General features: G+C 69.8%; 30 protein-coding genes. 12 read left to right on the top strand and 18 right to left on the bottom strand.

Annotated features, from left to right (window positions below; genetic code table 11):
* Positions 1 to 114 precede the first annotated feature (114 nt).
* The 4 genes from ABEB28_RS35945 to ABEB28_RS35960 all read right to left on the bottom strand — a co-directional run bounded on the left by ABEB28_RS35945 (position 115) and on the right by ABEB28_RS35960 (position 2,258).
* Positions 115 to 318 carry a cold-shock protein gene (locus tag ABEB28_RS35945; protein ID WP_345732746.1) on the bottom strand — a complete coding sequence of 68 codons (204 nt, stop codon included), beginning with the start codon at positions 316 to 318 and terminating at the stop codon, positions 115 to 117.
* A gap of 200 nt (positions 319 to 518) precedes the next feature.
* Entirely contained in the window at positions 519 to 848 is a 330-nt protein-coding gene (locus ABEB28_RS35950; RefSeq protein WP_345732747.1) for a hypothetical protein, read from the bottom strand.
* A gap of 230 nt (positions 849 to 1,078) precedes the next feature.
* Entirely contained in the window at positions 1,079 to 1,264 is a 186-nt protein-coding gene (locus ABEB28_RS35955) for an antitoxin (protein WP_345732748.1), read from the bottom strand.
* Between the two features lie 97 nt (positions 1,265 to 1,361).
* Positions 1,362 to 2,258 (bottom strand): SCO6745 family protein, encoded by an 897-nt coding sequence (locus ABEB28_RS35960; protein WP_345732749.1) that lies wholly within the window; start codon positions 2,256 to 2,258, stop codon positions 1,362 to 1,364.
* A 158-nt stretch (positions 2,259 to 2,416) separates the two neighbouring features.
* On the opposite strand from ABEB28_RS35960, the gene ABEB28_RS35965 reads away from it, so the two are divergent.
* Positions 2,417 to 2,935: a winged helix-turn-helix transcriptional regulator gene (locus ABEB28_RS35965; protein ID WP_345732750.1), complete on the top strand. Its 519-nt coding sequence runs from the start codon at positions 2,417 to 2,419 to the stop codon at positions 2,933 to 2,935.
* A gap of 67 nt (positions 2,936 to 3,002) precedes the next feature.
* Here ABEB28_RS35965 and ABEB28_RS35970 read toward each other — a convergent pair whose 3' ends face one another.
* Both ABEB28_RS35970 and ABEB28_RS35975 read right to left on the bottom strand, forming a co-directional pair.
* Positions 3,003 to 3,197 (bottom strand): hypothetical protein, encoded by a 195-nt coding sequence (locus ABEB28_RS35970; RefSeq protein ID WP_345732751.1) that lies wholly within the window; start codon positions 3,195 to 3,197, stop codon positions 3,003 to 3,005.
* On the bottom strand, positions 3,194 to 3,598 hold the full coding sequence (locus tag ABEB28_RS35975; RefSeq protein ID WP_345732752.1) for a hypothetical protein: 405 nt from the start codon (positions 3,596 to 3,598) through the stop codon (positions 3,194 to 3,196). The genes ABEB28_RS35970 and ABEB28_RS35975 overlap by 4 nt, the downstream gene beginning before the upstream one ends.
* A gap of 346 nt (positions 3,599 to 3,944) precedes the next feature.
* On the opposite strand from ABEB28_RS35975, the gene ABEB28_RS35980 reads away from it, so the two are divergent.
* Complete coding sequence (locus ABEB28_RS35980; RefSeq protein WP_345732753.1) at positions 3,945 to 4,760, top strand: GntR family transcriptional regulator; 816 nt, start codon at positions 3,945 to 3,947, stop codon at positions 4,758 to 4,760.
* Here ABEB28_RS35980 and ABEB28_RS35985 read toward each other — a convergent pair.
* From ABEB28_RS35985 to aroA, 5 genes are all read right to left on the bottom strand, one after another.
* Positions 4,749 to 5,777 (bottom strand): hypothetical protein, encoded by a 1,029-nt coding sequence (locus tag ABEB28_RS35985; protein WP_345732754.1) that lies wholly within the window; start codon positions 5,775 to 5,777, stop codon positions 4,749 to 4,751. The genes ABEB28_RS35980 and ABEB28_RS35985 overlap by 12 nt on opposite strands.
* A gap of 129 nt (positions 5,778 to 5,906) precedes the next feature.
* Positions 5,907 to 6,695, bottom strand: a complete 789-nt coding sequence (gene hisN, locus ABEB28_RS35990) for a histidinol-phosphatase (protein WP_345732755.1) — start codon at positions 6,693 to 6,695, stop codon at positions 5,907 to 5,909.
* A gap of 17 nt (positions 6,696 to 6,712) precedes the next feature.
* On the bottom strand, positions 6,713 to 7,051 hold the full coding sequence (locus tag ABEB28_RS35995; RefSeq protein ID WP_345732756.1) for a hypothetical protein: 339 nt from the start codon (positions 7,049 to 7,051) through the stop codon (positions 6,713 to 6,715).
* A gap of 310 nt (positions 7,052 to 7,361) precedes the next feature.
* Positions 7,362 to 8,237: a ribosome small subunit-dependent GTPase A gene (gene rsgA / locus ABEB28_RS36000; protein ID WP_376981709.1), complete on the bottom strand. Its 876-nt coding sequence runs from the start codon at positions 8,235 to 8,237 to the stop codon at positions 7,362 to 7,364.
* Between the two features lie 116 nt (positions 8,238 to 8,353).
* Positions 8,354 to 9,667 carry a 3-phosphoshikimate 1-carboxyvinyltransferase gene (gene aroA / locus ABEB28_RS36005; RefSeq protein WP_345732757.1) on the bottom strand — a complete coding sequence of 438 codons (1,314 nt, stop codon included), beginning with the start codon at positions 9,665 to 9,667 and terminating at the stop codon, positions 8,354 to 8,356.
* 82 nt (positions 9,668 to 9,749) lie between these two features.
* Here aroA and ABEB28_RS36010 point away from each other — a divergent pair, with 82 nt between their 5' ends.
* The 3 genes from ABEB28_RS36010 (at position 9,750) to ABEB28_RS36020 (ending at position 11,811) form a co-directional block, all read left to right on the top strand.
* Positions 9,750 to 10,466, top strand: a complete 717-nt coding sequence (locus ABEB28_RS36010; RefSeq protein WP_345732758.1) for an SOS response-associated peptidase — start codon at positions 9,750 to 9,752, stop codon at positions 10,464 to 10,466.
* Positions 10,467 to 10,726: 260 nt separating this feature from the next.
* A complete protein-coding gene (locus tag ABEB28_RS36015; protein WP_345732759.1) occupies positions 10,727 to 11,149 on the top strand; it encodes a WhiB family transcriptional regulator in 423 nt (140 codons plus the stop codon).
* Between the two features lie 71 nt (positions 11,150 to 11,220).
* Complete coding sequence (locus ABEB28_RS36020) at positions 11,221 to 11,811, top strand: alpha/beta hydrolase family protein (RefSeq protein ID WP_345732760.1); 591 nt, start codon at positions 11,221 to 11,223, stop codon at positions 11,809 to 11,811.
* On the opposite strand, the gene ybaK is transcribed toward ABEB28_RS36020, so the two are convergent.
* Positions 11,808 to 12,290 (bottom strand): Cys-tRNA(Pro) deacylase, encoded by a 483-nt coding sequence (gene ybaK, locus ABEB28_RS36025; RefSeq protein ID WP_345732761.1) that lies wholly within the window; start codon positions 12,288 to 12,290, stop codon positions 11,808 to 11,810. The two genes, ABEB28_RS36020 and ybaK, sit on opposite strands and share 4 nt — an antisense overlap.
* 428 nt (positions 12,291 to 12,718) lie before the next feature.
* Here ybaK and ABEB28_RS36030 point away from each other — a divergent pair, with 428 nt between their 5' ends.
* Complete coding sequence (locus tag ABEB28_RS36030; RefSeq protein ID WP_376981707.1) at positions 12,719 to 13,405, top strand: sigma-70 family RNA polymerase sigma factor; 687 nt, start codon at positions 12,719 to 12,721, stop codon at positions 13,403 to 13,405.
* Positions 13,402 to 13,722 (top strand): mycothiol system anti-sigma-R factor, encoded by a 321-nt coding sequence (gene rsrA, locus ABEB28_RS36035; RefSeq protein WP_345732762.1) that lies wholly within the window; start codon positions 13,402 to 13,404, stop codon positions 13,720 to 13,722. The genes ABEB28_RS36030 and rsrA overlap by 4 nt, the downstream gene beginning before the upstream one ends.
* 96 nt (positions 13,723 to 13,818) lie before the next feature.
* On the opposite strand, the gene ABEB28_RS43270 is transcribed toward rsrA, so the two are convergent.
* Positions 13,819 to 13,893, bottom strand: coding sequence for a 50S ribosomal protein bL37 (locus tag ABEB28_RS43270; protein ID WP_376981713.1), 75 nt, complete (start codon positions 13,891 to 13,893; stop codon positions 13,819 to 13,821).
* Between the two features lie 41 nt (positions 13,894 to 13,934).
* Here ABEB28_RS43270 and ABEB28_RS36040 point away from each other — a divergent pair, with 41 nt between their 5' ends.
* Positions 13,935 to 14,201: a biotin/lipoyl-binding carrier protein gene (locus tag ABEB28_RS36040; protein WP_345732763.1), complete on the top strand. Its 267-nt coding sequence runs from the start codon at positions 13,935 to 13,937 to the stop codon at positions 14,199 to 14,201.
* Between the two features lie 34 nt (positions 14,202 to 14,235).
* Here ABEB28_RS36040 and bsaP read toward each other — a convergent pair whose 3' ends face one another.
* The 4 genes from bsaP to bioD are packed head-to-tail and all read right to left on the bottom strand — an operon-like array spanning position 14,236 to position 16,823.
* Positions 14,236 to 14,424, bottom strand: a complete 189-nt coding sequence (gene bsaP / locus ABEB28_RS43380; protein ID WP_345732764.1) for a biotin synthase auxiliary protein BsaP — start codon at positions 14,422 to 14,424, stop codon at positions 14,236 to 14,238.
* 16 nt (positions 14,425 to 14,440) lie between these two features.
* Positions 14,441 to 14,962, bottom strand: a complete 522-nt coding sequence (locus ABEB28_RS36050; protein WP_345732765.1) for a GNAT family N-acetyltransferase — start codon at positions 14,960 to 14,962, stop codon at positions 14,441 to 14,443.
* 46 nt (positions 14,963 to 15,008) lie between these two features.
* Complete coding sequence (gene bioB, locus ABEB28_RS36055; protein ID WP_345732766.1) at positions 15,009 to 16,034, bottom strand: biotin synthase BioB; 1,026 nt, start codon at positions 16,032 to 16,034, stop codon at positions 15,009 to 15,011.
* A 51-nt stretch (positions 16,035 to 16,085) separates the two neighbouring features.
* Complete coding sequence (gene bioD, locus ABEB28_RS36060) at positions 16,086 to 16,823, bottom strand: dethiobiotin synthase (protein ID WP_345732767.1); 738 nt, start codon at positions 16,821 to 16,823, stop codon at positions 16,086 to 16,088.
* 201 nt (positions 16,824 to 17,024) lie between these two features.
* Here bioD and ABEB28_RS36065 point away from each other — a divergent pair, with 201 nt between their 5' ends.
* From ABEB28_RS36065 to ABEB28_RS36080, 4 genes are all read left to right on the top strand, one after another.
* Positions 17,025 to 17,867, top strand: coding sequence for a helix-turn-helix domain-containing protein (locus ABEB28_RS36065; RefSeq protein ID WP_345732768.1), 843 nt, complete (start codon positions 17,025 to 17,027; stop codon positions 17,865 to 17,867).
* 94 nt (positions 17,868 to 17,961) lie between these two features.
* Complete coding sequence (locus ABEB28_RS36070; RefSeq protein WP_345732769.1) at positions 17,962 to 18,888, top strand: helix-turn-helix domain-containing protein; 927 nt, start codon at positions 17,962 to 17,964, stop codon at positions 18,886 to 18,888.
* Between the two features lie 869 nt (positions 18,889 to 19,757).
* The gene (locus tag ABEB28_RS36075; protein WP_345732797.1) at positions 19,758 to 19,943 is read left to right on the top strand and encodes a DUF397 domain-containing protein; all 186 of its coding nucleotides are present in this window, start codon (positions 19,758 to 19,760) and stop codon (positions 19,941 to 19,943) included.
* A gap of 863 nt (positions 19,944 to 20,806) precedes the next feature.
* Positions 20,807 to 21,007 (top strand): DUF397 domain-containing protein, encoded by a 201-nt coding sequence (locus ABEB28_RS36080; protein ID WP_345732770.1) that lies wholly within the window; start codon positions 20,807 to 20,809, stop codon positions 21,005 to 21,007.
* 172 nt (positions 21,008 to 21,179) lie between these two features.
* Here the strand turns inward: ABEB28_RS36080 and ABEB28_RS36085 are convergent, their stop codons facing one another.
* Positions 21,180 to 21,902, bottom strand: a complete 723-nt coding sequence (locus tag ABEB28_RS36085) for a hypothetical protein (RefSeq protein WP_345732771.1) — start codon at positions 21,900 to 21,902, stop codon at positions 21,180 to 21,182.
* Positions 21,903 to 22,172: the final 270 nt, after the last annotated feature.

Here is a 22,172-nt window from a genome sequence, read left to right on the forward strand (position 1 = left end):
CTCCCCCTTCGTCGTCTGCGCGGTGCGGGCGATCAACGACTTTCGGGCAATCAAAAAGGCGAAGGCCGGCACTCGGTCGTGCTGGCCTTCGCCCTAGTCAGCGGCTGCTGTGGGTCAGAGCGGACGGATGTTCGCCGCCTGCGGGCCCTTCTGGCCCTGCGTCACGTCGAACTCGACCTGCTGACCGTCGGTCAGCTCCTTGTAGCCCTGGGTCTGGATCGCTGAGTAGTGGGCGAAGACATCGGGGCCTCCACCGTCCGGCGCGATGAAGCCGAAACCCTTTTCCGCGTTGAACCACTTGACGGTGCCGGTTGCCATGCACGTTCTCCCTCTGGCGGGCAGTGTCGGACCCACACTTCGTGGGCCCCATGTCGCGGTCGTGCTCGCCCAGCTCCAAAAGGAGGCCAGAACAAACAAGAGCGCCTGGATTACAACCCAGGCGCTCTTTTCATGCGAACCAAAGACTGCAACGGCGGTAACCGTAGCATGCAGGCCCGCGGTCTATCTCGTCACCGGCTCTAATGTTTGTCCGCACGTCTGCGGACGGCTAGTGGCGCCCCGGCTAGGTCTTCCTCGTTGCAGAGCAACTTGACCTCGTAATAGGGCGCGCCCTCGTCGTCGTCGTAGTCCAGGTGGATGGCGATGACGTCCACCGGCTCGGACAGCCACGCTTCGGTCTCCCGGAGCCAGGCTGCTGCGCGTTCCAAGGCGCTGGGTAGGTCGTCGTCGCGGAACTGAACCGGACGGTAGGGCACCCCCTCGACGCGGTCATTCGGGTGCGCCGGAGCAGGAAGGTCGACTGCCAGGCCGGACTCGTCGAGCCGGAGCTCGATCGTCTCCTCGATCACCTCATCGAGTCTTCGCCATTCTCGGCCGGTCCACAAGCCGAGACGGGTAAGTGTTACCCGGTCGAGCACCGCGGCTCGTCCGGTTGGGCCGGGTTGACCCGTCGAGGTGGTCAGGTGAGCCGACGAGCCGGCCGCGCCGTGCGTCCGCTGGGTCACTTTCTCGACGAGCGAGGGTGGGAACGCGGCGACGCGTTCCCACCCTCGCTCGGTTCGATCGGGAAGCCCTGGAGCTACCGCGGGTCGTTGGTGTCCCCGCCGCCGGTGCGTTCCTGGGCGAGGTCCACACCCTTGTCGATCTGCGACGAGTGCTTCTGCCCGGTGCGGTCGTCCACCAGGTCGCCGCCTTTCTCCAGGCCCTGGTCGACCTGCTTGTCATGCTTATCGGCGAGATCCTTCGCCTTGTCCATGAAGCTCATCCGCACCTCCTGAGGGAAGCGATCCGGGCGCGGGGAGTGCCGGATCGTCACGTAGGTGATCGGAGGCCGGGTTCCCGGCCGGGCTCGGACCAAACGGTCAATCGTTGCGCGGCGCCGGGACTCCCACCGGGTTGGGGAACGGCAGGACGCCGGCGGCCACGATCGTCGTCGCGAGCGGGGTCAGCAGCTCGGTCAGCTCGACCGTCCGCTCCGTCCCCAGGACGCGGTACGGGCCGGTGGCCAACCGGTCGGTGTCCTCCTCCAGCGTCTCCCGGGCCGCCGTCCCCTGCGGGGTGAGCGTCCAGTCCTCCCGGAGCCAGCCGCGGGCGACGAGGTTCTCGACCCCGGCGTCCCAGTCGTCGTCCGACCACTTCCGGGCCGTCCGCAGCAACTCCGCCGACGACCGGCCGGACGCGATCGACAGGATGTGCGCCTCGACCGGGCCGATCTCACCGGCCACCAGGAGCGCGACGTGGCCGTCGCCGCGGTGCTCGCGCAGCACCGTGAGCGCGTGCCAGAGCGCCAGGTGCGGCTCTTCCGGGACCGGGAGGGCGGCGTTCGCGGCGGCCAGCGGCCGACCGGAGATCTCCGGACCGCGGACCGCCGCGGCGGCCTCCAGTGCGAGATCGGTGGCCTGGCGGATGGTCGGGTCCTCGGCGATGTTTTCACCGGCCAGCCGCCGCAGCGCGGCGTCGACGCCGGCCAGGCGCGCCTCGATCAGCTGCTCGGGCGTGGCGTAGGACCAGACGTCGGGCACGGCCCGCTGCACCATCGCCGGGTGGAAGTTGTGGAACGTCGCGGTCACCGTCGCGGCCGAAACCGCGCCCAACGGCGCTGCCCGGCAGCCGAAGTAGCCCATCCAGTAGCCCTTGAGTCCGAGCGCGTCGGTCACCTGCCGGCTCTCCGGCGCGAAGTAACTCAAGATGTGGACGACCTCGAGGGCCTCCCACGCACGGCGGGCCAGTGCGGGGAACGGGTCGCGGAGATCGGGCACAGATCCTCCCGGGCGGCGGAGGGACGAGCGGGCGTCAGTCAGCGTGCCACAGGACTCAGCGCGATCGCCTCCTCACCAGATAGTTCCCGCAGTTCGGACCGATTGACTGGGTATTCGCCCGGTGGTCGCTGTCGGTTTGACATGGCAACCTGGTTCACGTGAGTGACGACGTGTTGGAGTTCGACGCGACGACCATCCCCGGGCGGCCGTGCTCGATGGCCGCCGCCCTGTCCCTGGTCGGCGAGAAGTGGGCCTTGTTCGCGGTCCGCGAGATCTTCTGGGGCAACCACCGGTTCGACGAGATCGCCCGGAACACGGGAGCGCCGCGCGACCGGCTGGCCGCGCGGCTGCGAGGGCTGGAGGCGGCCGGCGTCGTCGAGCGTCGCCCTTACTCGGATCGTCCGCTGCGCCACGAGTACCACCTGACGCCGGCGGGCCGGGACCTCTCGACCGTCATGCAGGCGCTGCGGAGCTGGGGCGACCGCTGGCTGATCGGGGAGCCACCGGCCGCGGTCGCCCACAGCTGCGGGGAAGACCTGGATGCGTTATACGTGTGCCGCCACTGCGGCGACGAGGTGCGCAACCGCGACCTCGAGCTGCAGATGCGCACCCCGCACTGGGACCTCGCCGGTCCGGTTGCGCCGCCCGCCCAGGAGGAGGCCGCCGCGCGGGCCTGACCTCCGGCTCTGCCCTGATCCGCGACGCCCCGCCTTGGACGGGGCGCGACGTCGGCGATCGATCGCTTCAGAACAGCTGGTGGCGGCGGTAGTGGCCGTCGAGCGTGCGCACCCACAGCGGGGGACGGGCGTAGTAGGACGGATCGTCCCAGAGCCGACCGAGGTAGTACCCGCCGAGCAGTGCGATCAGTGTGCCGGTCCGGCGGCGGCGGGTGAGCCGGATCAGCAGCAGCATCCCGATCGTCAGGAGGGTGCGTTTCACGCCGCCCACCGCCGTGCCGGGGGCGCCGGCGTACGCGCCGGACGCCGGGTCAGCGGAGTCACCCGCGGCTCGGCCGCGCACTCGGCTGCGTAACGGACCCGAGCCGCCGCCGTTCCGGCTTCCACGCGCCGGGGGTGCCGGTACTGCCTGCGCCAGCGTCCGAGCCGTACGACTTCCCAGCCCGCGTCCCGCATGCGGGCATCCGGGCGGGCCCAGAGCCGGGTCTCGACCCGGTCGAGGAAGCTCGGCTGCGTGCGGCGCCGGCGTCCGGCCGCGGCCCACGCAGGCAAACGCGGCGTCAGCGGCCCGGCGGCCGCGCTCGGCCCGGTGGCCGGAACCGGGTAGACCCGCAGCCTCGCGGCGGCGGTGATGTCGTCGGGATGAAATCTGCCGTGCATCATGACGTCTCCCGTCCGAAGCTGCTGTCGACCCCGTGCGCTTCGGATCGTGCGGCGGGGGCGGAGCGGGTTCGTGCTGCTGGGCGGGCGGTACGGCCGGCAGGTACACCTGCGGCGGTCGACGCCCGGGCGGACCCGAGTGGCGGATCGGGCGGTCGGCGGACGATTCCTCTACGGAAAGAGGGGAAGCCGGATGCCGGTAGGGCCACTCGCAGCGCTGCGACGCGCGGTAAAGTTATGTAACGTCCCTATCGGCCTGACGATAGAGAAGTAAGGTACCTACAAATATGGTGCCTCGCCGCAGAGCCGTGGTCAAGCCTCTGCGCCGAGAGTTCGTGTGGAGGCGGCAATGGCAGCCGTGAACGGCGAGCAGCCCCAGCGTCCGGATCAACCAGCGCGTTCCGAGCCGAGCCCGTATCACGACCAGCCGCAGTACCAGGTGATCGCGAACGATCTGCGGGCTCGGATCCAACGGCGCGAGTTGCCTCCCGGTGCTCAGGTGCCGACCGAGAAGGACCTCGCCGCGACGTACGGGTGCTCACGCAACACCGTGCGGATGGCGTTGTCGGCACTGGCGAACGAGGGGCTGATCTCCGCCGGCCGCGCCCGGGCCGGTCGTACCGTCCGCAGGCGTGAGCAGTTCGTCCTCACCCACCGGGTCGAGGAAGAGCTCGGCGCCACCCGGCTACGCGGCCCGGACAGCTTCGCCGACCAGGCACACCGTCTGGGCCGGGCGCCGACCCAGGACATCGAAGTCTCGATCGTGGCGGCCGGCCCGGAGTACGCCACTCGGCTGGAGATACCCGCCGACGAGCGACTCGTCGTCCGCAGGCGGGTGCGGTACCTCGACGGCACGCCCTCGCACCTCTCGGAGTCGTACTACCCGCTGATGCTGGTCAAGGACACCCAGGTCCTCGACCCGACCGAGATCGTGCCGAGCGTCGTCCCGCTGCTGGCCGCGCTGGGGCACCGGCAGGTCCGCTACACCGACGAGATCCTCAGCCGGATGCCGGATCCGGCGGAGGTGCGGCTGCTGGAGATCGGTGTCGGGGTCCCGGTGATCGAGCACCTGCGAACCGGCTGGAGCGCGGAGCGTCCGGTGCGGCTCACCCGAACCGTGCTGCCGAGCGATCGCCACCAGCTCCGGTACGAACTACCGAGCTGAGGCTCGCCGAGGCCGGTCGGCACGGTGGCGGCCGTTGGCGTCCGCGGCGCCGTTGTTTTGGTTGCGGACGCTACGCGGCGCCGCACCGTTCGCCGGGACGCCAGCCACGGGTACGCCGTTCGGGGCCGGCACCGTTCTGCGCTCCGCCGCCGTCCTGGGCCGACACCGTTCCTCGTACCGGGCGCGGACGTGATGCTGCGGCTCGGCGTACCGGGTCAGCAGGAGCACCGAGCCGAGTGCGGCGACGAACCCGATAGCGGCGAGCCACTCCCGGCCCGGCGCGATCCGGTCCCCGAGCAGGAGCAGGCCGACCAGAGCCGGCGGAATCGCCGCCGCGGCGTCCATCGACGCGACGGCCGCGGTGGTGGAGCCCCGCTGCATCGCCAGCCCGAGCAGCAGCTGCCCGACCACGGTGTGCGCCAGCAGGATGTAGAGCAGCGGGTCGGTGACGAAGGCGCCGGCCGAGTGCGCGCTGGCCAGCGGACGCGAGGCGATCGCCACCGCCCCGAACGAGAGACCGGACAGTGCGCCGAGCGCCACCGAGCCGGGTGACCCGTGCAATCGCGCTCCGAGGCGGCCGAGCAGGCCGACGATGGGCACGCTCAGCGCGAGCGCCGCGACCTCCGGGCCGTTGAGCGGTCTGGCCTGACTCACCTCGGCGGAGACGATGAGCGCGGCCAAGCCGAGTACGAGGACGCCGAGGAGCACGACCTCGCTGACCGGATGTCGCCACCGGAGGAACGCGACGCCGAGCAGCACGGTGACCCCGAGGCCACCGGCGACCGCCGTCTGCACCAGGAACAGCGGAAGGTCACGCCGGGCGAGGAACGCGAACAGGAACGCGCCCAGCTGGCAGACCAGCCCGGCTACGTAGATCCGGTGCCCGGCGAGCTTGAGCAACAGACCCGGATCGAGTTTCGCGTGCACGGTGACGCGGGCAGCGGCGACCGACTGCAAGAAGTTCGCCACGCCGTAAGCGACGACCGAAGCGCCCAGGAAAATCCATCCGAAGGACACTCCTGCGAGGATAAGCCCCCACCTCACCAGGCGCGCGCGGAGGCACACGCAACACCCGTTCGGGCCATAGGTGTCGCCTCGTTGCTCGTCATGTGTCCAGAACTCCCTGGTCGAATAGCTAAAGCGGGGTCAGTCCCTGCCGATGACCTTCATTACCCCGTCGTGCAACAAACCATTGGTGGCCACCGCACTTCCGCCCGCGGGCCCCGGCCGGCCGGACAGATCGGTGAACCGGCCACCGGCCTCGGTGACGATCGCCGAGAGCGCCGCCAGGTCCCAGAGCGACACCTCGGGCTCGCACGCGACGTCGACCGCGCCCTCGGCCAGCAGTACGTAGCTGTAGAAGTCGCCGTAGGCCCTGGTGCGCCACACCGATCGGGTCAGGTCGAGGAAGTCGCCCAGCGCTCCCCGCTCTTCCCACCCGGACAGCGACGAGTAGGAGAGTGACGCGTCGGCGAGTTCGCCGACCGCGGACACCCGGATCGGGGCACCCGCCGTCGGACGCCGTCCCGCGTACGCGCCGCAGCCCTTCGCCGCCCACCACCGGCGACCCAGCGCCGGCGCGGTCACCATCCCGGCGACCGGCTCGTCGTTCTCCAGCAGCGCGATCAACGTCGCCCACACCGGAACGCCCCGGACGAAGTTCTTGGTGCCGTCGATCGGGTCGATCACCCAGCGCCGTACACCGTGACCGCTGACCTCACCGAACTCCTCGCCGATGATGCCGTCGCGCGGGCGGGCCCGGTTGAGCGTCGCGCGCAGCGCCTGCTCGACCGCGGTGTCGGCGTCGGTCACCGGAGTCATGTCCGGTTTCGACGACACCCGGAGGTCCTGTGCCTTGAAGCGCGCCGTGGTGATCCGATCGGCGGTGTCGGCCAGGACGTGGGCGAACGCCAGATCGTCGGAGTAGCGGGGCATGGGGTGGAGGCTACCGGTCAGAGCCGAACCAGCTGTTCTGCCGCGTTCGGATCGTCGTACGCGCCGTAGCGCAGCAGCACCGACGCCGGTCGGGCCGGGAACGAGCGCAGCGCGGGCTCCATCGCCGCGAACAACCGGTTCGCGTCCGGGCCGTAGGCGGAGAGAACCAGCTCGTTCTGGCCGCTCTCGTCGCGGCCGAACTGCGGCGGCTCGAACTCACCCGCTCCGGCCGTCTCGATCGCCGACGCCAACTGCTCCTCCAACGCGTACACGTTGTGGAGGTTGGTGGCGGTGCCGCTCGGCCCCGGTGCGAGGCGGAAACGCGCGACGACGACGTGCTCCGAGACGTCCGCCATGGCGAAAGGGTGCTTGCGGGAAAAGAGTCCCAATGTCCGTGTCCCTAGTTTCTAGGTGGCCCCCACTGCTGGCGATTCCAGCGAGAGCGGGCCGACCGCTACGACCCCCCGCGGGCGCACTGTACCGCTGCGGGTAATTCGGTTGCACGGGACACGAACACATCCGGACCGGGTGGCGGGGACCTGATCGGCCGGTCGTCGGATAGCGCTGGGGAAGCGCTGACGACACTGGTTTTGATTCCGGTTAAGGAGGTGGGTGGGGGTGTAGGGACGTGTTCGACAAGCTCCTTACCAGTGTCTTTACGCCACGTTAGAAATTGCCGAAATCGCCGCGGCTGGCGAGGAGGTGGCGGTACGAGGCGAGCCGCTCCGGCCCGGCATGACCGGCCGCTACCCAGGCGTCCAGCGCGCACCCCTCCTCTGCGGACCGGTGCTCGCAGTTGGCCGGGCACTCGTCGGCGCCCTCCGCGAGGTCTTCGAAGCCGGCGAGCAGACTCGCCGGTGAGACGTGCGCCAGCCCGAACGACCGGACGCCGGGGGTGTCGATCACCCAGCCACCGGCCGGCAGCGCCAGCGCGACCGCCGACGTCGAGGTGTGGCGGCCCTTGCCGACCGCGCTCACCCCGCCGGTCGCGCGGGCCGCGTCCGGCACCAGGCGATTGACCAACGTGGACTTGCCCACTCCGGAGTGCCCGATCAAGACGGACATCCGTCCGGTGAGCCGCTCGGCGAGAACGGTCGGCTCGGCGTCCCGACGGGTGGTGACCACCGGCAGATCGAGCGCGGCCCAGTGCTGGCTCAGCTCCTCCGCAGCGCGGGGCGGTGCGAGGTCGCCCTTGGTCAGGCAGAGCAGCGGCTCGACCCCGGCGTCGAACGCCGCCACCAGGCACCGGTCCACGAAACCGGTCCGCGGCGGCGGGTCGACCAGTGCGGTGACGATCACCAGCTGGTCGGCGTTGGCCACGATCACGCGTTCGTACGGATCGTCGTCGTCGGCCGTGCGCCGCAGGACGCTGCGCCGCTCGCCGATCCGGACGATCCGCGCCAGCGCGTCCGGACCGCCGGACACATCGCCCACCAGCGCCACGGTGTCGCCGACCACCACTGATTTACGGCCCAGCTCGCGGGCTCGCATCGCGGTCACGACGGACTCGTCGAGCCAGCACGTGTACCGACCGCGGTCCACTGCGATGACCATGCCGTCCCGGGCGTCGGAGTGGCTCGGTCTCGTCCGAGTGCGCGGCTTCGAACGACGTCCCGGACGGACCCGGACGTCGTCCTCGTCGAGTTCCCGCCGCGGGCTCAGGGCTGACTCACCAACTCGGTCCAGACCGCCGTGAACGTCGGCATGGTCTTCGCGGTCGTGGCGACGTTCTCCACCGCGATGCCGTCGACCGCGAGCCCGAGCAGCGCGCCGGCTTGGGCCATCCGATGGTCGTGGTAGCTGCCGAACACGCCGCCGTGCAGCGGGCGCGGCTCGATCCGAAGCCCGTCGTCGGTCTCGGTGACGTTTCCGCCCAGCTTGTTCAGCTCGGTCACCAGCGCGGCGAGGCGGTCGGTCTCGTGGCCGCGGAGGTGCGCGACGCCCCGCAGCCGGGACGGCGTCTCGGCCAGGGCCGCCAGCGCCGCCAGCACCGGGGTCAACTCGCCGACGTCGTGCAGGTCCGCGTCGAGGCCGATCAGCCGCGGCCCGGCGGCGACGGTCAGCCCCCGGTCGTCCAGAGTGACCACCGCTCCCATCCGAGCGAGCAGGTCGCGCAGCGCGTCGCCGGCCTGCGTCGTGCGGGTCGGCCAGCCGGTGATCGTCACGGAGCCGCCGGTCACCAGGCCGGCGGCGAGGAACGGTGCGGCGTTGGAGAGGTCGGGCTCGACGTCCAGGTCGAGCGGCGCGATCGGCCCCGGCTCCACCCGCCACGTGTTCGGCTCGCTGTCGTCGACGCTGACGCCCGCGTCGCGGAGCATCGTGACGGTCATCTCGATGTGCGGGAGGCTCGGAACCGGCCGCCCACCGTCAGCGCTGTGGTGGACGACCAATCCTTTCTCGTACCGCGCGCCCGAGAGCAGCAGCCCGGAGACGAACTGCGACGACGCCGACGCGTCGATCGTCACGCTTCCGCCGGGCAGTCCACCGCGTCCGGCCACCGTGAACGGCAGCGCCGCCCGGCCGTCGTCCTCGATCTCCGCGCCGAGACCCCGGAGCGCGTCGATCAGGCGTCCCATCGGCCGTTCCCGCGCCCGGCTGTCACCGTCGAGCGTCACCGGGCCGTCGGCGAGCACCGCGGCCGGTGGCAGGAACCGCATCACGGTGCCGGCGAGGCCGCAGTCCACCGTCGCCGGGCCGCGCAGCGTTGCCGGGACGATCCGCCAGGACCCGTTCGCGTCGTCCTCCACCCCGACGCCCAGCGCGCGTAGTGCGTCGGCCATCAGCAGGGTGTCGCGGCTGCGGAGCGGCGCGCGCAGCGTGGACGGTCCGGACGCCAGGGCCGCGAGGAGGAGCGCGCGGTTCGTCACGGACTTCGACCCCGGCATGGTGACCGTGCCGACGACCGGAGCGGCGGCGCGCGGGGCCGGCCACGGCTGAGCTGGGGTCGATGGGGAGAGCGGGGCGTTCTGCATGGATGTCAGTCTGCCGGTTGGGCTGCCGGGATGTGGGAGCGGTCGACCGAGAATGTCGGGGGTCGTCAGTAGCCTTGCGGCCATGTGCGGTCGGTATGCCTCCACCCGAAGCGCGGACGATCTGGTGGCCGAGTTCGACGCGATCGGGCCAGAGTTCGACGAGCCACTGCGGCCTGACTACAACGTGGCCCCGACGACCCAGGTGCCGGTCGTCCGGGTGTCCGCGTCCCGGGGCGGCCGGGTCGTGGATTCGCTGCGCTGGGGTCTGGTGCCGTCGTGGTCCAGTGACCTCTCGGTCGGCGCCCGGATGATCAACGCCCGCGCCGAGTCGGTCGCGACCAAGCCCGCGTTCCGGTCGGCGTTCGCGCGGCGCCGGTGCCTGGTGCCCGCCGACGGTTGGTACGAGTGGTCCGCGCGGCCGGACGGTCCGGGTAAGCAGGCCTGGTACCTCACCAGGGAGGACGGAGGGTCCTGCGTCTTCGCCGGGCTCTGGGAGGTCTGGGGTTCCGGCGACGAGAAGGTCGCGACCTGCTCGATCGTGACCACCGATGCGCTCGCACCGCTGACCGAGGTGCATCACCGGATGCCGTTGTTGCTGCCGCGCGAACGGTGGGCGGAGTGGCTCGGTGAGTCCCCGGTGGACGCCGACGCCCTGCTCGCTCCGCCGTCGCCGGAGTGGCTGGCCGGAATGGAGCTGCGTCCGGTCGGGTCCGCGGTCGGCAACGTCCGGAACAACGGCCCGCAGCTACAGGCGGCGGTCGACCGGTCGACCCCGGTACCGCTCGACACGTTGTTCTGAGACCGGGCGATCCGAAGTTTTCCGCCCGCCCGGCGAAACCCCGTAACGACCCCTTCCCCGCCTCGTTGTCTGTGTCGTAGCGAGTGAACTCCTTTCGACCGGCGCCTGCTGAGGTCGCCCTCGGCGGAGGCCGGAGATCGAAACGAGTTCAACACGGCCCGTGGCACACGGTTTACTGCTGGCGCTTCCGCCGGGGGTGGCGCCCGTGTCACGGGGACACCGGTACAGGCACGCACCCGTGCAGGAAGGAGAGCAGACACGTGACTCGGGCCAGGCTGCCGAGGCCACACGAGGTGCTCGCGGCGAGCCGCGATCCCCGGTTGCTGGCGGCGAGGGCGGCGCGACCGGCCGACCCGACGTGGCGCACGCGCGGACGCTGTCGGACCGTCGACCCGGAGACGTTCTTCCCGCTCCCCACCGAACCGGCGGATCCGGCGCTCAGCTTCTGCCACTCCTGTGACGTCCAGGCAGATTGCCTCGCGGCCGCGCTCAACGCCGGCGACTGCGAAGGGGTCTGGGGTGGCACGACGCCCCGGGAACGACGCGCCATGCTGGTGGCATGGCGGAATCGGACCGGAGTGGCCGGCGCACCGACATCGTTCACGGCCGCGACCAGCGCACGCGCCCGGGCGGAACGGGCGGAGCGCGCGGAACGCGCGGACAGCGCGCGGCACGACCACTGATCCCGGAGGAGCCCGCCGGGGGGCTCCCTCCGGGTGATCGGGGTATCGAGACCCGACGCGGACCGGCCCGGGTGCGGATCGACGCCCCGTCCGGTCGATTCCACTCCCTGCTGGTCCTCGGCCACGGCGCGGGTGGCGACGTGGACGCGCCCGATCTGACGGCGGTGACGGATGCGGTGGTCGCGGCCGGCGTCGCGGTCGCTCGCGTGACCCAGCCCTACCGGGTGGCCGGCCGACGGGCACCGGCTCCCGCCAATCACCTGGACGAAGCGTGGCTGGACGTCGTCCGCGCGCTGCGGCCGCTCGTTCCGGAGCTGCCGCTACTGGTCGGCGGTCGGTCCAGCGGCGCCCGGGTGGCCTGCCGCACCGCAGCCGAGCTGGACGCCGCGGCGGTGGTGGCGCTGGCGTTCCCGACGCATCCGCCCGGCAAGCCGGACCGTACCCGGGTGGACGAGCTTCCCACCGACCGGCCGACGCTGGTCCTCAACGGCGACCGTGACGCGTTCGGCGTCCCCCCGATCGTCGGAGAGATGACGTTGCACGTGCTCCCCGGCGCGGACCACACCCTGAAGAAGGCCGCGGGCACCGCGGCGGGACTCGTCCTCGCGTGGTTCCGCACGCACGGCTGGGCGGCGTCCGAGGGGAGCAGTCGGGAGGCCTAGCTGGCGGCGGCGATCGGGGCGACGGTCGCGCCGGTGAGACGGACCAGGTCGGCGGGGGAGAGCTCCACCTCGAGACCCCGGCGGCCGGCGGACACGAACACCGTCGGGTGCTTCTCCGCGCTGGCGTCCACGACCGTGGGCAGCCGCTTGCGCTGCCCGAGCGGGCTGATGCCGCCTCGGACGTACCCGGTCGTCCGCTCGGCCAGCGTGGGGTCGGCCATCGCTGCCCGCTTCTTGCCGACCGCCGCGGCGAGCCCCTTCAGGTCCAGGCCCCCGGTGACCGGCACCACCGCGACGTGCAGCGCACCGTCCACCTGGGCGACGAGCGTCTTGAACACACGCTCCGGTGGGACGCCGAGCGCCTCCGCCGCTTCCAGCCCGTACGACCCCGCCGCCGGATCGTGGTCGTACTCGTGCACGGTGAAGTCGGCGCGTGCTTTTGTCAGTGCCTGTGTCGCGGGGGTCCCTCGGCCTGCCATGCGGGCGATCGTAGGTCGCCCGACGTCCGCTGGAACATTCGCCCGGAGCGCGGTGTTGTCCGGGCGTGTGGGATGAGTGGACCGTAGGGGATCAGAAGGCGACCAAGGGTATGTCCCGGGTCGTAACGGGTAGTTCCTGGACCGCCGACCGGCGCACCGGGGCGGTGGTGGCTCCGGAACGGTCGGTGCCGACCGTGGTGCTCGGCGATCTGTCCGACCCGAAGGCGGTGGAGTTCAGGCCGTCGACCAGCCAGGATACGTATTCGCTCGACGCCGTCGTTACGGTGAGCGGTGATGCGGGTTACGGCGCCGGAGGCGTGATCGACCTATCCTCTATGACGAGCCCGGTATCGGCGCTCCGGTCGGGTTCGGTCCCGACGCCCATCCATCCGGGAGAAGACTTGCCCACAGCCCCCCAGCCTGACGGCGTGACCGGCGCGCAGCCGGACGTCGACCCAGAGCCTGGCACGGACGCCGCTGACGAGGTGGTACCGGCCGAGGCCGCGCCACCCGTCGCCGAGGCAGGCGAGACGGTGGCTGAGCGCAACGCCCGGTTCGAGCGCGACGCGCTGCCCTACCTCGACCAGCTCTACGCCGCGGCACTCCGGATGACGCGTAACCCGGCCGATGCCGAGGACCTCGTCCAAGAGGCGTTCGTCAAGGCGTATGCGGCGTTCCACCAGTTCCAGGCCGGCACCAACCTCAAGGCCTGGCTCTACCGCATCCTCACGAACACCTTCATCAACAACTACCGCAAGCGTCAGCGGCAGCCGCAGCAGAGTCCGACCGAGCAGATCGAGGACTGGCAGCTCGCCGCGGCGGAGTCGCACTCCTCGTCGGGCCTGCGCTCGGCGGAGGTCGAGGCGCTGGACCGGCTGCCGGACTCCGACGTGAAGGACGCGCTGCAGGCGCTGCCGGAAGAGTTCCGCCTCGCCGTGTACCTGGCGGACGTGGAAGGCTTCTCCTACAAGGAGATCGCCGACATCATGGGTACGCCGATCGGCACCGTGATGTCGCGGCTGCACCGCGGGCGACGTAACCTGCGGCGTCAGCTGGAGCAGTACGCGCTGGACCGGGGAATCGTCCGCGCCGCACCCGAGGGGGTGTCGTCGTGAGCTGTGGTGGACCACACGAGGTCGATTGCGCCGAGGTGCTGGCCGAGGTATGGCTGTACCTCGACGCGGAGACCGATGGGCCGAGCCGGGAGAAGATCGCCGAGCACCTGGACGAGTGCGGGCCGTGCCTGCGCGAGTTCGGCATCGAGCAGGAGGTCAAGGCGCTGGTGGCACGCTGCTGCGGCGGCGAGGTCGCGCCGGACAGCCTGCGGCGGCGACTGATCACCACGATCCGCCAGGCGGTGGTGACGTCCGACGACGGCACGCGCACCGCCGTCTACCAGGAGACGACCGTCGAGGTCCGACGAGAAGCCTAGGCGCTTCGCCCGGCCGAACAGTCGGATGCCGCACCCGCCGGTCGCCCGGCGGGTGCGTCCGTTTCCGGACGGCCCAGCGGCTGGGTCAGCCGTGGGTCAGCTGTTGGGGCGACGACCGTGGTTCGCCTTCTTGTTCTTCCGGGCCTTCTTCTTACGAGCGCGCCGAGCCATGCCGGCCTCCTTCCGTTGACGTTGCTCCCCAGCATGTCACGATGAGCGGGACCCGGGTCGTCCGGGACCGGCCCGCTAAGCGGAGGGGGAGCGCCGTGGAGGAGATCCGCGCCGACATGGTGGCGAACGTCGCTCAGATCGTGGTGGCACCCGGGGACACGGTCGCGGGCGGTGACACGCTCGTGGTGCTGGAATCCATGAAGATGGAGATCCCGGTCCTCACCGAGGATGGCGGGACGGTCGACCAACTCGCGGTGCACGAGGGCGACGTGATCCAGCAGGGCGACCTGATCGCGGTGATCAGCTGAGCGGTGATCGGCCGAGGTCGGACCGTGCTGACGGTCAGGCCGTGCTGTGCGTCGAGCCGTGCCGGGAGCACCGGGCCGACCAGCCGACCGGAGTCACCTGGACGACCATGCGCCGGCGGCAGGCCGGGCAGTACCGCGGCGGTTCGAGCGCGAGAGCCCGGACGCACCCGGCATGATCGCCGCCGCCGAGGAGTTCGCCGCAGCGCGCGCAGTAGTCGTTCACAGCGTCCCCGTAGTCGTTACAGCGTTTTGGTGTAGGCGAGCAGCTCGACGTCGGGCATGGGAGCCCAATCCAGTTGCGGGGTCCGCTCGAAGCCGAAGCGGTCGTAGAGGCGCTGCGCTCTGGTCATCTGCGTCTTGGTCGAGAGGACGACGCTGTGCGCGCCGTTCCGGGCCGCCAGATCGAGGCACTCTCTGACCAGGCGGGCACCGACGCCACGTCCGCGGTGAGCGGGCGCGACCGCGAGCATCCGGAACTCGGCCTGGCCCTCGTGGGACAGCTCCGCGTAGGGCGAACCGGGAAGGCAGAACGTCACCGTTCCGAGCAACCGACCCTGCTCGTCGACGGCGACGAGAAGATCGCAGTGGTTGGCCCGGTGCTCGGCGTCGCGCAGCTCTTCCGCGTAACCGGAATCGTTGGCCAGCAGGCCATCGGCCGCGTAAGCGTCGAACGTGAGCTCACCGATCTCCGCGTACTCGGCGGGGAGCGCCGTGCGGATGGTGATCACGCCGACGGGCGGCGGGTGGGACGACGTTGTCACAACGCTTGTGTACCAGACATCCGGGACCGGGCCGGAGGACTGACCGTCACAAAGTCGCCGAGAGAGCCTTGATCGGCATCTTCAAGTCGGCCAACATGGCGAGATCTTCGGTGGCCGGGCGCCCGAGCGTCGTGAGGTAGTTGCCGACGATCACCGCGTTGATTCCGCCCAGCACGCCGCGTTCGGCCAGGTCACCGAGGGTGATTTCACGCCCACCGGCGAACCGCAGGATGGCGCGGGGCAGCGCGAGGCGGAACGTCGCGACCGTGCGCAGTGCCTCGTTGGCCGGCATCACCGGCTGATCGCCGAACGGCGTCCCCGGGCGGGGGTTGAGGAAGTTCATCGGAACTTCGTCCGGCTCGAGCTCGGCGAGCTGCGCGGCGAACTCCGCGCGCTGCGCTCGCGTCTCACCCATGCCGACGATGCCGCCGCAGCACACCTCCATGCCGGCGTCCCGGACCATCGTGAGCGTGCTCCACCGCTCTTCCCAGCTGTGGGTGGTGACGACCGTCGGGAAGTAGGAACGCGCGGTCTCGAGGTTGTGGTTGTAGCGGTGGACGCCCATCTGGACGAGTTCGTCGACCTGCTCCTGAGTGAGCATGCCGAGCGAGGCGGCGACGTTGATGTCGACGGCGTCCTTGATCGCCGCGACACCGGCGCGCATCTGGGACATCAGCCGGGCGTCCGGCCCGCGGACTGCGGCGACGATGCAGAACTCGGTCGCACCGGTGGCGGCCGTCTGCTTCGCCGCCTCGACCAGCGACGGGATGTCGAGCCACGCGCTGCGTACCGGGGAGGTGAAGAGCCCGGACTGGGAACAGAAGTGACAGTCCTCCGGGCAGCCGCCGGTTTTCAGCGACACGATGCCCTCGACCTCGACCTCCGGACCGCACCAGCGCATCCGTACGTCGTGGGCGAGCGAGAGCAGTTCGTCCAAGCGGTCGTCGGGGAGCTCGAGGCACGCGAGCGCCTGCGCTTGCGTCAGGCCGCGGCCCTCGTCGAGTACCTGCGCCCGTGCGGTCTGGAGGATGTCCTCCTGGATACCGGTGGGTGCGGCGGCGGTCGCGGTCATCGGTTGACCTTCTTCCTGGTCCAGGGCCCGCTGCTCCGGGGGAGCGCGGGCCTAGTGCGGGGCGGAGGTCGTTGCCGGGGTCGGGTCGATGCTGGTGCGGAACGCCGCGGCGTCGAACGTCCCACCCCAGGAGTCGTTCAGTCCGGCGCGGGCGACCGAGAGGAAATCGGTCTCGTGGGGGGCTCCGGCAGGCAGGACGCCGTCGAGCGGGCGGCCGGTCACGGTCTCCAGGTCGGCGACGTTGCACCGGGTGGCCAGGTCGGGATCGGCCGGCCAGCTGCCGACCACCAACCCCGCGAGCGGGACGCCCCGGCCGTCCAGCGCCTCCGCGGTGAGCGCGGTGTGGTTGAGCGTGCCGAGTCCGGCGGCCGCGACCAGCAGCACCGGCGCCTGAACCGCCCACGCCAGGTCGGCGAGCGTCCAGCCGTCAGGTCCGAATCGGACGAGCAGCCCGCCCGCGCCTTCGACCAGCACGAGGTCGTAGTCGTCGTCCAGCGCGGCGATGCTCTTCGCCACCGCGGCCAGCCGGAGCGGCCGGTCACCAGTCTGTCGGGCTGCCGCCTCGGGGGAGAGCGGATCGGGGTACCGGGCGTACTCGTACGTCACCACGCCCGGGGCGAGCCGTTCGACTTCGGCCAGGTCGCCGGGCTCGTCGGGGCGGAGACCGGTCTGTGCGGGTTTGATCACGGCGACCGAGCGGCCCCGCGATCGCGCCAGCGCCGCGATGGCCGCGGTCGTGACGGTCTTCCCTACCTCGGTGGAGGTGCCGGTGACGGCGACGATGCCCACAGCGAGCCACCCTACGACGGCACGGTGCCCTCAGCCGTCCCTCGACACCACATGTGACCGTCGCCATCACCGTTCACCGCGTGCCGGGCCGCCAGCAGACCTTTTCGTACCAACCAAATGAGCGATCAGCTATACGATGCCCGTGGTGCAGGCCGAATCTGGCGCAGGAGGCGACCATCCATGCCGCGAACGAGTCCTACCGTGCGCCGTCGTCGCCTGGGACAGGAACTGCGGGCGCTGCGCGAGGGCAAGGGCCTGACGGTCGATCAGGTCGCCAAGGAGCTGGACTGGTCCCCGTCCAAGGTGAGCCGGATCGAGACGACCGGTATCAAGGTGGGAACCGTCGATCTCCGCGCGTTGCTGGACGTCTACGGCGTCACGGACGAGGAGCGCCGCCACGGGATGTTGGAGCTCGGGCGCGAGTCCCGGGAGACCGCGTGGTGGATGAAACTGCAAGACCGCACTCCGGTCGGCAGCTTCCACGGCTTCGTCGGGTTCGAGGCCGAGGCTCGCCAAATTCTCGCCTACGAAATCTCGATCGTTCCGGGCCTGCTCCAAACGGAGGCCTACGCGCGCGCGATCATGCGCGCGCTCTACATGAAGGACGCGAATCTCGAGACCGCGATCAAGCTCCGCATGACACGGCAGGAGCTCCTGGTCCGGGGCGACGATCCGGTGAAGTACACGGCGATCATCGACGAGGCGGCGCTGCGACGACCGGCCGGCGGCGCACGGCGGAAACAGGTGATGCGCGAACAGATCGAGAAGCTGCTCGAGCTGTCCGATCGATCGAACGTCGCGATCCGGGTCCTGCCGTTCGCGAATGGTCTGCACCCGGGAATGAACGGGGCGTTCACGATCCTGGAACTTCCGCACCCTGACGACCCCGACGTCGTCTATGTCGAAGCGGGGTTGGCCGGCGTCCTGCTCAGCGACGGGGAGAGCGTGCGCTACTACAACCGGGTCTTCGACGGCGTACAGCAGGAGGCGCTCGGGCGGGACGCGTCGGAGACGTTCTTGCGCGAGGTGCTCGCGAGCTACTGACAGGTCGGTACAGCTAGCGGCTTTCGTACCTACTAAACGCGGCTGCGAGTACCATTTCCAGTGAGTGGGGATTGTCGCAGCGCAGGAGGCCGCAATGGCACGCACGAGCCCGACGGTCCGGCGCCGTCGACTGGGGCAAGAACTCCGCTCCCTCCGCGAGATGAACGGCATGACGGCAGAGCAGGTCGCCAAGGAGCTGGACTGGTCGCCGTCCAAGGTCAGCCGCATCGAGACCACCGCGATCAAGGTGGGAACCGTCGCGCCGCGCCTTGTCGACGACGCCGTAGACGTCGAGCAGGGAACCGTCGATCTCCGTGCCCTGCTCGACGTCTACGGCGTCGTCGACAAGGCGCGGCGCGACGGTCTGCTGGAGTTGGGCCGGGAGTCCCGGGAGACCGCGTGGTGGATGCGGGTGCAGGACCGCACCCCGGTCCGGGGGTTCAAGGACTTCATCGGGTTCGAGGCGGAGGCCCGGCGCATCCGGACCTACGAGCCGTCGATCGTGCCCGGCCTGCTGCAGACCGAGGACTACGCGCGGGCGATGCTGCGCGTCATGCGGACCGCGGATGTCGACCTCGACGAGGCCGTCAAGCAGCGCTTGGAGCGCCAGCAGATCCTGGTCCGGTCGGATGACCCGGTGTTCTACACGGCGCTCATCGACGAGGCGGCGCTGCGCCGGCCGATCGGGGGCAAGATCCGCGTGACCGTGATGCGTGACCAGATCGACAAGCTCCTCGAGCTGTCCGACGTGGAGAACATCGAGATCCTGGTCGTGCCGTTCGAAGCCGGTGGCCACCCCGGGATGGGTGGCGCGTTCACCGTGCTGGACCTGCCGCATCCCGATGATCCGAACATCGTCTACGTCGAGGCGATCACCGACGCGATGCTGCTCAGCGACGACAAGAGCGTGCGGTACTACAACGACGTACTCGACGGCGTGCGCAGCGAGGCGTGGGGGTTCGACCGCTCTGCCGAGTTCCTGCGCGCGCTCCGGGACGAGTACGCCGCGAAGGTGCGCTGAGTCGCTGATCTGTGCCGACCTCACCGGTTCGGATGTATTGCCGACGCTACGCGGGTGGCACTCGGCACGGGCACGCAGCGCTGTGGGCCCTGGGTGGCGCAATGTGCGCTGCGCCGTGGGCTCGGGTGAGTCGAGTCTCCGTGCGGCAAGGGCGCGCCGGGTAGCCCCTAGACACTTCTGTGTCATCGTTGCCCACAGTGAACGGGGCGCGCGTGCAGGAGGGAAAGCTCACGGATGGTCGGCGACGAAATCGTAAGGCCTCGCGAGCAGGCCGATCTGGCGTGAAACCGCCGCTGACCGGTACATCTGTATCACGCGTCGCGCGCTGGACTGTTCAGCAAACCGTGCTACTTGCGCCCCCGCATCCCCGGTTCGGCCAAGAAAGCCTAACTGAGTGTCGTCATGTGCGCTTGTCAACAAGCAGTGAGCAAGCTACGTTGTGCAATATGCTTTCCTCGTCGAGGGCGTACTCGCGGAGGGCAGAGGCGCGGGATCCGGCGCGTCCCTGCCCCGCCACGCGTGTGGCGCGACGTTCTCAGTGCTTCGGATGCAGGTCGGGATCTGTGGCGTGACCAGCCACCGTCCGACGCGGCTCCGTCGAACTCCCCAACCGGGACGCTCGCGGATCGCCCTCGTTCCGGAGGTGGGGTTCAGAGGTCGCGGGCACGGGCCTCGCGCTCAACCCGCCTCTGGATTCGTCTTACCGCGATGTAGCGCTTTGGGCGGACTGCTGCTCCGTTGAGCGGTGCCGGAGTCGAAATCATTCGCTCGAATGGTGTGTCATCTCTGCTGCGGTCCGTATGGGTCTGTGCGGGCCCCGTGTTTCCTGTTTCTCGAGAATTCTGACGAAGGGTGTAACGCAAATGTCCATGACACAAGCTGCGGGACCATGGCGGAAGGCCACGGCGAGCGGCATCGGGAACTGCGTTGAAGTTCGCAATCGTGCTGGTTGGGTTGATATCCGGGACAGCAAGCGCCCTGGTGACCCATTCCTCAGTCTCCCGCCGGCCGCATTCGCTAGCTGGATCGACTCGCTAAAGAGTCCGCGCCACTAAGCGGGCGCTCCAGTCGTGTGGCCGGGGCGGTGATGGTCCGTGCGTCCGCGTGAAGGGCACTTCCGCTACTCCGCCTCGGCCTTCAGTGGTATTGCTGCAGTCAACGGCGTCGACGGACGCTCTGATCAACTCGAAGTGGAGCGGGCTCGCTGCTCGGCCAGCTGGTAGCCCTCACTTCGGTCCCCGAGCCCGACCGCATAGGTGCCTTCCCGCCTACTGTGGCCGGGCTCCCTCGTGTTCGATCCGGCTGCGGCGCGATTTGTGTGCTGTGACGTGGGCGGCGTCCGAATCGAGAAGGATAGAGGGAATGTGCGTTAATGCCTCCCTCCCCGACCCTCCGATATGCATACTGAAGAGTGACCCAGGGCGTGGCTACTACACGGCTGACAATCACTGATCACCCACCGTGAGTACGCAGAAACGGTCGGGAGAAGGGAGTGGCCGGTGGGAATTGTGCAGTGTCTGGGGGCGGGCAAGTGCGACCGCGTACTGCGGTCGTGGGGAAGAAATGGGGCATTCTGAGGGGTGTCTCCACCGGATGGCCGACAACAGCTGTCAGGCCTGCGGCCGCAGTGGAGACATCCGCGGAACGTAGACGGGTCGCTCGCCGCTGCGCGACGGCCGGTGCGCATGCTGCCTGCGCATGACGAGGATGCACAGGGCTTCCGGGCTGAGTCCCGGACCGGCCGCCGGTGGTCGGGAACCTGACCGCTCGCGGTGGAGGCGCGCACCGGTGACTGCGCCTCGGAATTCCAGCGATCGAACGATCGCCTGCGGCTCGGCGGCGGGCCCGGCCGTGCATGGCCTCCAGGCACCGTCGCGGCCGAGTCTGGTTCCGGTTCAAACGAAAGGTGATTCGTCGAATGACCGCAAAGCCGAAGTGGCACAAGAGTACGTACAGCGCTATCGGAAACTGCGTAGAGGTCACGACCGCACCGATCAATGGCCTAGTGGGACTTCGTGACACCAAGGATCGAGGGGTCGAATTAGCGTTTCCGACCCACTCCTGGAAATTGTTCTTGGACGGCGCGAAGCAAGGCGAATTCTCGCCGGAAGCTCCCTGAGTCGGCGGTGACGGCGAACCATCGCGCAATGCGCTGAGAGGGCGGCCGTCTCCTCTGCGCAGGACGAGGATGCGCAGAGGAGACGGCCTTTTCTCGGCCCCCCACCCCTTTGGGCCGAGGCTCATCGGGTGCTGGGTCGTCGAAATGATCCGCGAGCCGATCCGTGAGCCGGTCAGCCGGCGGTGAGTGGCTGGATCTCCGGACCCGGCAGGCGGGCCAACAGATAGCCGGTGGCGGTGGTGCGGTGCAGTGTGAGGCCGTCGAGTTCGGTGGTCATGACGACCACCGGCCAGGTGTCGGGTTCGTCCGAAGTGACTGCCCAGCCGACGATCTGCCGGCCGTGCAGGAGCCCCCAGGGCAGGATGCCGCCCGGCTCTGGATGAAACGGTGGTGGGAAGTGGTTGCAGGTGATCGTCCGCAGCGAGATGACTAAACGCCGGATGCCTTGGATCCACGGCACCAGGTCGAGGTTTCCGTCGATGCCGCCGGGGCCGTACACGACGACGTCCGCGACGATGCCCGGCCCGCGGTCGTCGATCAGTTCGCGGTAGTCCGTGGGAAGTTCGGTGCCGAGAAGCCGCTCGGTGTCCGTCCAGGAAGCCCGGCGTCGGCGCTGGGCCCTAGGCGGGTCCACGCGACGGAGCAGGGCGACGGCCCCTGGCTGTGGCGGCTCGGCGGTCGTCCCGGCGAGATCCCCCCACCCGGACGGGAGGGTGCCGATGCCTCCGTGCAGGCGACCGCGTTGCGCCGCCGAGCAGGACGCGAGCTCCGACACCACCCAAACCGTCTCGCGCCGGAAGCGAAGCGTCCGCAAGGCGGGCGGCGTGGCGTCGGTCCGCACCCGCAGGGCGCGGCGTACATGGTGGAGTCCTCTGCGTGCCCAGAGAGTGTTCATCGCACTCACCCCTCCGACGGGCTGCCCATCACCCGTCCGAAGGCAGTATGCAAGATGCACGGCGCGTATCGCAAGCAGCAACGTAAGCTTTCGCAAAACTCGCGTCGCAAGTGTGCGTCAGCAAGTGCCCACTCGCAAAGTGACACCAGGATTCGATCCGTGTGTGGGCGGCTCGTTGGTAAATCAATGGGCACAGAAGTGATTTAGGTGTTCAGAGTGATTTTGGACGAGGTCAAGGTCCAACACCTCGACCGCAGATGACACCATCCT

The sequence above is a fragment of the Cryptosporangium minutisporangium genome (assembly GCF_039536245.1).
In the GTDB taxonomy this organism is placed as follows: Bacteria; Actinomycetota; Actinomycetes; order Mycobacteriales; family Cryptosporangiaceae; genus Cryptosporangium; species Cryptosporangium minutisporangium.

Coding starts and splice junctions, on each gene's coding strand:
- ybaK (WP_345732761.1), bottom strand. CDS start 12,290: ATGGCAGGCCGAGGGACCCCCGCGACACAGGCACTGACAAAAGCACGC.
- bioB (WP_345732766.1), bottom strand. CDS start 16,034: ATGACCGCGACCGCCGCCGCACCCACCGGTATCCAGGAGGACATCCTC.
- aroA (WP_345732757.1), bottom strand. CDS start 9,667: ATGCAGAACGCCCCGCTCTCCCCATCGACCCCAGCTCAGCCGTGGCCG.
- ABEB28_RS36070 (WP_345732769.1), top strand. CDS start 17,962: ATGGCACGCACGAGCCCGACGGTCCGGCGCCGTCGACTGGGGCAAGAA.
- ABEB28_RS36080 (WP_345732770.1), top strand. CDS start 20,807: ATGACCGCAAAGCCGAAGTGGCACAAGAGTACGTACAGCGCTATCGGA.
- ABEB28_RS36075 (WP_345732797.1), top strand. CDS start 19,758: ATGACACAAGCTGCGGGACCATGGCGGAAGGCCACGGCGAGCGGCATC.
- hisN (WP_345732755.1), bottom strand. CDS start 6,695: ATGCCCCGCTACTCCGACGATCTGGCGTTCGCCCACGTCCTGGCCGAC.
- ABEB28_RS35975 (WP_345732752.1), bottom strand. CDS start 3,598: ATGATGCACGGCAGATTTCATCCCGACGACATCACCGCCGCCGCGAGG.
- ABEB28_RS36040 (WP_345732763.1), top strand. CDS start 13,935: ATGAGCGGGACCCGGGTCGTCCGGGACCGGCCCGCTAAGCGGAGGGGG.
- ABEB28_RS35945 (WP_345732746.1), bottom strand. CDS start 318: ATGGCAACCGGCACCGTCAAGTGGTTCAACGCGGAAAAGGGTTTCGGC.
- ABEB28_RS35980 (WP_345732753.1), top strand. CDS start 3,945: ATGGCAGCCGTGAACGGCGAGCAGCCCCAGCGTCCGGATCAACCAGCG.
- ABEB28_RS36085 (WP_345732771.1), bottom strand. CDS start 21,902: ATGAACACTCTCTGGGCACGCAGAGGACTCCACCATGTACGCCGCGCC.
- ABEB28_RS35995 (WP_345732756.1), bottom strand. CDS start 7,051: ATGGCGGACGTCTCGGAGCACGTCGTCGTCGCGCGTTTCCGCCTCGCA.
- ABEB28_RS36010 (WP_345732758.1), top strand. CDS start 9,750: ATGTGCGGTCGGTATGCCTCCACCCGAAGCGCGGACGATCTGGTGGCC.
- ABEB28_RS35955 (WP_345732748.1), bottom strand. CDS start 1,264: ATGAGCTTCATGGACAAGGCGAAGGATCTCGCCGATAAGCATGACAAG.